The following is an 8251-nucleotide window of genomic DNA, read 5'->3' as shown; positions in this document are numbered from 1 at the left end:
CCACGTGCGGTCCGCCCCTCGAACTCTCTCGGCGATCCTCGAACTACCTCGGCGTCACCCCTGCGGCGTCACGACCAGCCCGGCGGCGTCCTCGGCACGGTCGACGACGACGCTGCTGCCGTCGGACACCGCGCCGGAGAGCAGCTCCTTGGCGAGCCGGTCGCCGATCTCGCGCTGCACGAGGCGGCGCAGCGGGCGGGCGCCGTACGCCGGATCGAAGCCCTCGAGCGCCAGCCACTCGCGCGCGGCGGGCGTGACGTCCACGGTGATGCGCCGGTCGGCGAGCCGCTTCGCGAACGCCGCGACCTGCAGGTCGACGATCTCGCCGAGCTCCTCGACGGTCAGCGCGTCGAAGACCACCACGTCGTCGAGCCGGTTGAGGAACTCCGGCTTGAACGACGCACGCACGGCCGCCATCACGGCCTCGCGCCGGGCGGCGTCGTCGAGGGCCGGGTCCACGAGGAACTGCGACCCCAGGTTCGACGTCAGCACCAGGATGACGTTGCGGAAGTCCACCGTGCGGCCCTGGCCGTCGGTGAGCCGTCCGTCGTCGAGCACCTGGAGCAGGATGTCGAAGACCTCGGGGTGCGCCTTCTCCACCTCGTCCAGCAGGACGACGGAGTACGGGCGCCGCCGCACGGCCTCGGTGAGCTGCCCGCCCTCCTCGTAGCCGACGTAGCCGGGAGGGGCGCCGACCAGCCGCGACACCGAGTGCTTCTCGGAGTACTCGGACATGTCGATGCGCACCATGGCGCGCTCGTCGTCGAAGAGGAAGTCCGCGAGCGACTTGGCCAGCTCCGTCTTGCCGACGCCGGTCGGGCCGAGGAACAGGAACGACCCGGTCGGCCGGTCGGGGTCGGCCACGCCCGCCCGCGAGCGCCGCACCGCGTCGGACACGGCGCGTACCGCGGCGGTCTGGCCGATGAGCCGCTCGCCGATGACGTCCTCCATGTGCAGGAGCTTCTCGGACTCACCCTGCAGCAGGCGCCCGGCGGGGATGCCCGTCCACGCGGCGACGACCTCGGCGATCTCGTCGGAGCCCACCTTGTCGGCGATCATCGGCGCCTCGTGCGCGGCGGCCTCGTCGGCCTCCTGCGACGCCTCCGCCCGCTCCGCGTCGGCGAGCTCGCGCTCGACCTGCGGGATCTCCCCGTACAGCAGCCGCGCGGCGGACTCGAGGTCGCCCTCGCGCTGCAGCCGGTCGGACTCGGTGCGCAGCTCGTCGATGCGGGCGCGCAGGTCGCCGACGCGGTTGTGGCCGGCCTTCTCCGACTCCCACCGCGCGGTGAGCGCGGCGAGCCGCTCGCGCGTGTCCGCGAGGTCGGCGCGCAGCCGCTCCAGGCGCTCCGTCGACGCCGCGTCGTCGGACTCCTTGAGCACGACCTCCTCCATCTCGAGGCGCGTGACGGCGCGCTGCAGCTCGTCGATCTCGACGGGCGAGGAGTCCATCTCCATGCGCAGGCGCGACGCCGCCTCGTCGACGAGGTCGATCGCCTTGTCGGGCAGCTGGCGGCCGGTGATGTACCGGTCGGACAGCGCGGCGGCGGCGACGAGCGCAGAGTCCGCGATCGTCACCTTGTGGTGCGCCTCGTACCGCTCCTTGAGCCCGCGCAGGATCGCGACCGTGTCCTCCACGGACGGCTCGCCGACGAACACCTGCTGGAAGCGCCGCTCGAGGGCCGGGTCCTTCTCGATGTGCTCGCGGTACTCGTCGAGGGTCGTGGCGCCGACCAGGCGCAGCTCGCCGCGGGCGAGCATGGGCTTGAGCATGTTGCCCGCGTCCATGGCGCCCTCGCCGCCGGCGCCCGCGCCGACGACGGTGTGCAGCTCGTCGATGAAGGTGACGACCTCGCCGTCCGACGCGGTGATCTCCTCGAGGACGGCCTTGAGCCGCTCCTCGAACTCGCCGCGGTACTTAGCGCCCGCGACCATGCCGGCCAGGTCGAGCGCGACGAGGCGCTTGCCCTGCAGCGACGTGGGGACGTCGCCCGCGACGATGCGCTGGGCCAGGCCCTCGACGACGGCGGTCTTCCCGACGCCGGGCTCGCCGATGAGCACGGGGTTGTTCTTGGTGCGGCGGCTCAGCACCTGCACGACGCGGCGGATCTCCGAGTCCCGACCGATGACCGGGTCGAGCTTGCCGTCGCGGGCGCGCTGCGTGAGGTCGCTGCCGTACTGCTCCAGCGCCTTGTAGGTGCCCTCGGGGTTGGGGCTGGTCACGCGGGACGAGCCGCGGACGGCGGGCAGGGCGGCGCGCAGCGCGTCGGCGGTGGCGCCCGCCTCGGTGAGCGCCTGGGCCGCGGCGGACTGACCGGCGGCGAGAGCGATGAGCAGGTGCTCGGTCGAGACGTACTCGTCGCCGAGCGCCTCGGCCTCCTTGCCCGCGTTCTCGAGCACGGCGCTCATGGCGCGCGACGGCGAGGGCTGGGCGACGGCGCTGCCGCTCACCTGCGGCAGGGCCACCAGGGCGGCACGGGCGCGCTGCCCGATCTGCTGCGCGCCTGCGCCGACGGCGTCGAGCAGGCCGACGGCGACACCGCCCGACTGCTGGAGCAGCGCCTGCAGCAGGTGCACCGGCTCGAGCTGGGGGTTGCCCGCGGCCGACGCCGACTGGACGGCGTCGCCGAGCGCCTGCTGCGACATGGTCGTGAGCTTGATGTCCATGGGACCTCCGGGATGACGAGGGAAAACGTCTTTCTGGGGAACGTCGCCAAAGTTGAGTCTATTCCGCTCAACTTTGCTCGCAAGCCGCTCGGCATGCCCGGTGGCTCACACCCCGGTGCTGCGGGATGCTGGGCCGGTGACCACTCCAGCCCGCGGCCCCGTGCGCCGCCTCCGCACAGCGATCGCGGCCCTGCTCGCCGCCGTCGGCCTCCTCGCCCTCGCCGGCTGCATGAAGGTCGACATGGACATGACGCTCTCGGAGGACGACACCGTCTCCGGCACCATGATCATGGCCGTCTCCAACAGCCTCGCCGAGACGATGGGGATGGAGCCCGGCGAGCTGTGGAAGCAGGCCGGCGGGGAGCTGTCGCAGAACCTGCCCGAGGGCGCGTCCCAGGAGCCGTGGTCCGACGACGACTACACCGGCACCAAGTACACCTTCACGGACGCGCCGATCGACCAGATCTCCGGCGAGGGCGGCGAGGACCTGAGCATCACGCGCGACGGCGACGACTACGTGGTCGACGGCACCCTGGACCTCGCCCAGGGCGCCGACCAGCTCAAGTCGCTGCCGCAGAAGGTGCAGGACGCCTTCGACGTACGCCTCGCGATCACCTTCCCCGGGGCGGTCAGCGACGCCACCGGCGCCATCGACGGCACCACCGTCACCTGGACGCCACAGGTCGGCGAGAAGACCGAGATCCACGCCGTCGGCTCGGCCGAGGCCGACAACGGGTTCCCGTGGTGGATCGTCGGGCTGGTCGTCGGGCTGGTCGTCATCGGGCTCGTCGTGTGGTTCGTCGTGCGGAACAACCGCCGGCCCGCCCCGGTCACCGGGACCGCGACCGGAGACGCCGCGTTCGCCGCGGAGACGACGCCCGGCGCCGTCCCCGCGGCCGGCCCCACGCCGGAGGAGCAGGTCTTCGGCGGCGCGACCACCGAGCCCCCGACCGAGCCCCCGACCGGACCCACGACCGGACCCGTCGCCGAGCCGCTGGAGCCGGAGGCGGCCCCCGAGCCCGCTCCCCCGGCCGGCCCGTCGACCGGACCCGTCGCCGAGCCGCTGGAGCCCGGCCGCCCCGGCGAGGAGGACGCCTACCGCCGGGAGCACGGCGCCGCCGAGCGCGGCACCGCGCCGTCGTCCGGCGAGCCCCGGCCCGACGAGCCCGAGACCGACGAGCCCGGCAGTGACGACCCCGGCACCGACGACCCCGGCACGACTCCGGGGCCGGCGCGCCCGACCGACCCGACGCCGGGTGCCTGACGCACCGTCCGCGCCGGGCCCCGCGGGGGCGTGGCGCGAGGACGTCCTCGGCCCGGAGTTCCAGGAGCGCACCCTCGCGCTGCCCGGCGGTGCGGAGGCGGTCCTGGTCCGCCACGTCCCGTCCACGCCCGACCCGGCCACGCCCGGGGCTCCGCCGGCCCGCACCGCGGTGCTGTACGTGCACGGCTTCGTCGACTACTTCTTCCACCCGCACGTCGCGCGCGCCGTCGCCGCGCGGGGGCACGCGTTCTACGCCGTCGACCTGCGCGGCCACGGGCGGGCGCTCGCCGCGCACGTCGCCGCCGGGCGCGACCCGAACCTCGTGGACGACCTCGCCCTGTACGCCCAGGATCTCGACGCCGCGGCCGCCGCCGTGCGCGCCGCGGGCCACGAGCGGCTGGTGGTGCTCGGGCACTCGACGGGGGGCCTGGTCGCGCCGCTGTGGGCGAACGCCCGCCCCGGCCGGGCGGACGCGCTGGTGCTCAACAGCCCGTGGCTCGAGCTCAACGAGACCTGGCTGATGCGTGGGCCGGCGACCTGGGCGATCGACGTCGTCGGACGGTTCGCGCCGCGGCTGCCGGTGGGCTCCCTCGGCGAGCACTACGGCGCGGCGCTGCACCGCGAGACCGGCGGCGAGTGGGACTACGACCTGGCCTGGAAGCCGCACGCCGGCTTCCCCGTCCGCGCCGGCTGGCTGCGCTCCGTGCGTCGCGCGCACCACCGGGTGGCCCGCGGGCTGGACCTCACGATCCCGGTGCTCGTGCTGGCGTCCGACCGGTCCGGCCCGGCGCGGTCGTGGCACGACGAGCTGGTGACCACGGACTCCGTGCTCGACGTCGTGCACATCCGCGAGCGCGCCGCCGTGTCCGATTCCCGCTAGCCGGACGTCGGGGGCGCGCGTGAGGATGGGGGCATGACGACGACAGCCCGGCCCGAGACCCCGACGCCGGCGGCCCCCACCGCGCAGGACTTCGCGGAGCGGTACCGGGCGATCGCGGCCCGCGACACCCGGTTCGACGGCCAGTTCTTCACGGCCGTGCGGACCACCGGGATCTACTGCCGGCCGTCGTGCCCCGCCCGCACGCCGAAGCCGGAGAACGTCACGTTCTACCTGACGTCGGCGGCGGCGCACGAGGCCGGGTACCGCGCCTGCAAGCGGTGCCTGCCCGAGGCGGCGCCCGGCACGCCGGCATGGGACCTGCGGCACGACCTCGCGGGGCGCGCGATGCGGCTCATCGCCGACGGCGTCGTCGACCGTGAGGGCACGGACGGGCTCGCCGCCCGGCTGGGGTACAGCGCGCGGCACGTGCACCGGATGCTGTCCGCCGAGCTCGGCGCCGGGCCGCTCGCCCTCGCCCGTGCGCAGCGGGCGCAGACCGCGCGCAGCCTGGTGGTCGGGACGGACCTGCCGCTCGCGGACGTCGCGTTCGCCGCCGGCTTCGGCTCGATCCGGCAGTTCAACGACACCGTGGCGGAGGTCTTCGACACGACGCCGAGCGACCTGCGCGCCCGCGCCCGCCGTCGCGCACGTCCCGACCCTGCCTTCCACCAAGCGATCTCCCGCGCCACGGGGCCCGATGCCGCGACAGATCGCTTGCTGGAAGGTGAGCGCGGCTGCGACGTCGCGCGGGTTCGCCTCGACCTCGAGCTGCCCGTCCGCGAGCCGTTCGACGGCCGCGGAGTCGTGGCGTTCCTCGCCGCCCGTGCCGTCGACGGCGTGGAGGTCGCCGACCTGTCCGGCGACGACGTGCGCTACGCCCGCACCCTCGCCCTGCCCCACGGGCCGGGCGCGGCGGAGGTCGTCGCGGGGCCGGGCGTCGGGCCGGGGCGGGTCGCGGTGCGGCTGGAGCTCTCGTCGGCCGCGGACGTCTCCGTGGCGGTGACGCGCCTGCGCCGCCTGCTCGACCTCGACTCGGACCCGGCCGCCGTCGACGCCACGCTCGCCGACGACGCGGCCCTCGCGCCCCTCGTCGCGCGCACCCCCGGGCTGCGCGTGCCGGGCACGGTGGACCCGCACGAGATCGTGGTGCGCGCCATCGTCGGGCAGCAGATCAGCGTCGCCGCCGCGCGCACGCACCTGAGCCGGCTGGCCGCGGGCGCCGGCACGACGTACGACTCGGCCGTGCCCGGCCTCACCCGCCTGTTCCCCACGCCCGCGCAGGTCGCGGCGTCGGCGGCCGACCACCTGCGGCTGCCCGCCCGGTCGCTGGCCACCGTGACGGACTCGGCCCGCGCGCTCGACGACGGCTCCCTGGCCGTGGGTGTGGGCGACGACGGCGACAGCCTGCGCGCCGCGCTCGTCGCCCGCCGCGGCATCGGCCCCTGGACCGCGGCGTACGTCGCGATGCGCGTGCTGCGCGACCCGGACGCCTGGCTCGACGGCGATGTCGCCCTCCTCGCGGGCGCGGCCGCCGCCGGGATCGTCCTGCCCGGCGCGGGTGACGACGCCCCGCGCGCCGCCCGGTCGCGCGCCCTCGCCGTCCGCGCGGAGCGGTGGGCGCCCTGGCGGTCGTACGCCGCCATGCACCTGTGGCGCGCCGCCCTCCCGCCGACCAGGCAGTAGGCACCGTATTCGGCCGCTCTCCGGCCCCTTTCCGACATCAGCTGCCTGTTCGGCACGACCTCACGGAGGAACCATGTCTACGAGCACCACCACGTCCGCCCGCACCACCACGCTGACCACCCCCGACGGGCCGTTCACCGTCGTCGTCGAGCCGGACGGCACGGTGCTGGCGTCCGGCTGGACCACCGACGCCGACGCGCTGATCGGCCTCACCCACCCCGACGTCCGCCCTTCCGAGACGGTCCCCGTGGCCGAGGACGACGCGGCCGTCGCGCCCGCCGTCGCGGCGGTGCGCGCGTACTACGCGGGCGACGTGCACGCGATCGACGACGTCGCCGTGCGCCAGGTTTCCGGGCCCTACCGCGCCCACGCGTGGGACGTGCTGCGCACGGTCGACGCCGGCGACCCGGTCACGTACACCCGCTACGCGGAGCTCTCCGGCCGGCCCGCCGCCGTGCGCGCCGCCGCCGGCGCGTGCGCGATGAACGCGGCCGCCCTGTTCGTGCCGTGCCACCGCGTGCTGCGCACGGACGGCACCCTCGGCGGCTTCCGCTACGGCCTCGACGTCAAGCGGAGCCTGCTGGCCCACGAGGCCCGGCACGCGGGCTGAGCCCGCAGCCCGGGCCCGCGCCGGAGGAGCCGTCACGCCAGCGACGGTTCCTCCGGCGTCGACACGGTGAACACGGCCCCGGCGATGACGGGCACCTGCGTCGCGGCGCGCTCGAGGTCGTCGAGCCGCCGCGCGACGGTCGACTCGGGCTCGTTGCCGGCCAGGTCCACGCTGGCCACGAGGTACAGCGACCGCGGCCCCACGTACTCCATCCGCAGGTACGTCACGCGCTCCACCTGCGGCAGGGTGACGAGGTGCGCCAGCACGGCGGAGCGGGTCTCGGGCCGCGCGGCCTCGCCGACGAGGAACCGGCGGTTGCGGTCCACGAGCACGAGGGACACGACGGCGAGGACGACGCCGACGACGATCGACCCGACGGCGTCCGGCACGGGCGACCCGGTGAGCTGGTGCGCGAGCACCCCCGCGAACGCGACGACCAGGCCGATCAGCGCGGCGGCGTCCTCGGCGAAGACGGCGCGCAGGGTCGGGTCGGACGTGACCAGCACGTGGTGCAGCACGTCGTGCTCCGCCTTCTTCGCCTCGGCGCGCGCCTGCCGGCTGGCCTGCAGGAACGACACGCCCTCGAGCACGAACGCGACGGCGAGGACGACGTAGGCGACGCCGAAGTCGCTCGCGGGCTCCGGGTGCACCAGCTCCTGGATGCCGTGCGTGATGGACACGCCGGCGCCGACGGCGAACAGGCCGATCGCGGCGAACATCGACCAGACGTACGCCTCCCGGCCGAACCCCAGCGGGTGGAGGGGGTCGGCGGGCCGGCGGGACCGCCGGTCGGCCACGAGCAGGAAGATCTCGTTGCCGGTGTCGGCCCAGGAGTGCACGGCCTCTGCCAGCATCGACGCGGACCCGGTGATCACGGCGGCGGCGGTCTTCGCCGCGGCGACGACGGCGTTCGCGAAGAACGCGATGACCACCGTGAGCGTGCTCTCGCCGCCGTGGGCGTCCTGCACGACGCGCGGGCTGACGCCCGGGTGCGGCGGCGCGGCGTCCGGCTCCGGGTCGGCCGGGTGCGAGAGCGCGTCGAACGGGTCGGATGCGCCGGGGTGCGTGAGCGCGTCGGGTGCGGCGGAGGGGTCCGGCTCGGGCGGGGTGTCGGACTCGGCGGGTGCCATGCGCCCGGTCTACCAGCCGA

The 8251-nt window shown here is 75.4% G+C and carries 6 protein-coding genes; 4 read left to right on the top strand and 2 right to left on the bottom strand.

The annotated features are described in order from the left end of the window. Window positions 1-54: 54 nt before the first annotated feature. A complete protein-coding gene (gene clpB, locus ACFWDO_RS12265; RefSeq protein WP_380326662.1) occupies window positions 55-2664 on the bottom strand; it encodes an ATP-dependent chaperone ClpB in 2610 nt (869 codons plus the stop codon). Window positions 2665-2800: 136 nt separating this feature from the next. Here clpB and ACFWDO_RS12260 point away from each other — a divergent pair, with 136 nt between their 5' ends. The 4 genes from ACFWDO_RS12260 (at window position 2801) to ACFWDO_RS12245 (ending at window position 7101) form a co-directional block, all read left to right on the top strand. Continuing rightward, entirely contained in the window at window positions 2801-3928 is a 1128-nt protein-coding gene (locus tag ACFWDO_RS12260; protein ID WP_380326659.1) for an LppM family (lipo)protein, read from the top strand. Beyond that, entirely contained in the window at window positions 3921-4808 is an 888-nt protein-coding gene (locus ACFWDO_RS12255) for an alpha/beta hydrolase (protein WP_380346964.1), read from the top strand. The genes ACFWDO_RS12260 and ACFWDO_RS12255 overlap by 8 nt, the downstream gene beginning before the upstream one ends. A gap of 33 nt (window positions 4809-4841) precedes the next feature. Next, complete coding sequence (locus ACFWDO_RS12250; RefSeq protein WP_380323107.1) at window positions 4842-6491, top strand: AlkA N-terminal domain-containing protein; 1650 nt, start codon at window positions 4842-4844, stop codon at window positions 6489-6491. A 73-nt stretch (window positions 6492-6564) separates the two neighbouring features. Next, a complete protein-coding gene (locus ACFWDO_RS12245) occupies window positions 6565-7101 on the top strand; it encodes a methylated-DNA--[protein]-cysteine S-methyltransferase (RefSeq protein WP_380323110.1) in 537 nt (178 codons plus the stop codon). Between the two features lie 32 nt (window positions 7102-7133). On the opposite strand, the gene ACFWDO_RS12240 is transcribed toward ACFWDO_RS12245, so the two are convergent. Beyond that, a complete protein-coding gene (locus tag ACFWDO_RS12240) occupies window positions 7134-8231 on the bottom strand; it encodes a cation diffusion facilitator family transporter (RefSeq protein ID WP_380323113.1) in 1098 nt (365 codons plus the stop codon). Between the last annotated feature and the right edge of the window lie 20 nt (window positions 8232-8251).

Source organism: Isoptericola sp. NPDC060185, assembly GCF_042728595.1.
GTDB lineage: Bacteria > Actinomycetota > Actinomycetes > Actinomycetales > Cellulomonadaceae > Isoptericola.
The sequence above is the reverse complement of the archived record's forward strand: the minus strand, read 5'-3'. Positions and strand labels throughout refer to the sequence as shown.

Coding starts and splice junctions, on each gene's coding strand:
- clpB (WP_380326662.1), bottom strand. CDS start 2,664: ATGGACATCAAGCTCACGACCATGTCGCAGCAGGCGCTCGGCGACGCC.
- ACFWDO_RS12250 (WP_380323107.1), top strand. CDS start 4,842: ATGACGACGACAGCCCGGCCCGAGACCCCGACGCCGGCGGCCCCCACC.
- ACFWDO_RS12245 (WP_380323110.1), top strand. CDS start 6,565: ATGTCTACGAGCACCACCACGTCCGCCCGCACCACCACGCTGACCACC.
- ACFWDO_RS12240 (WP_380323113.1), bottom strand. CDS start 8,231: ATGGCACCCGCCGAGTCCGACACCCCGCCCGAGCCGGACCCCTCCGCC.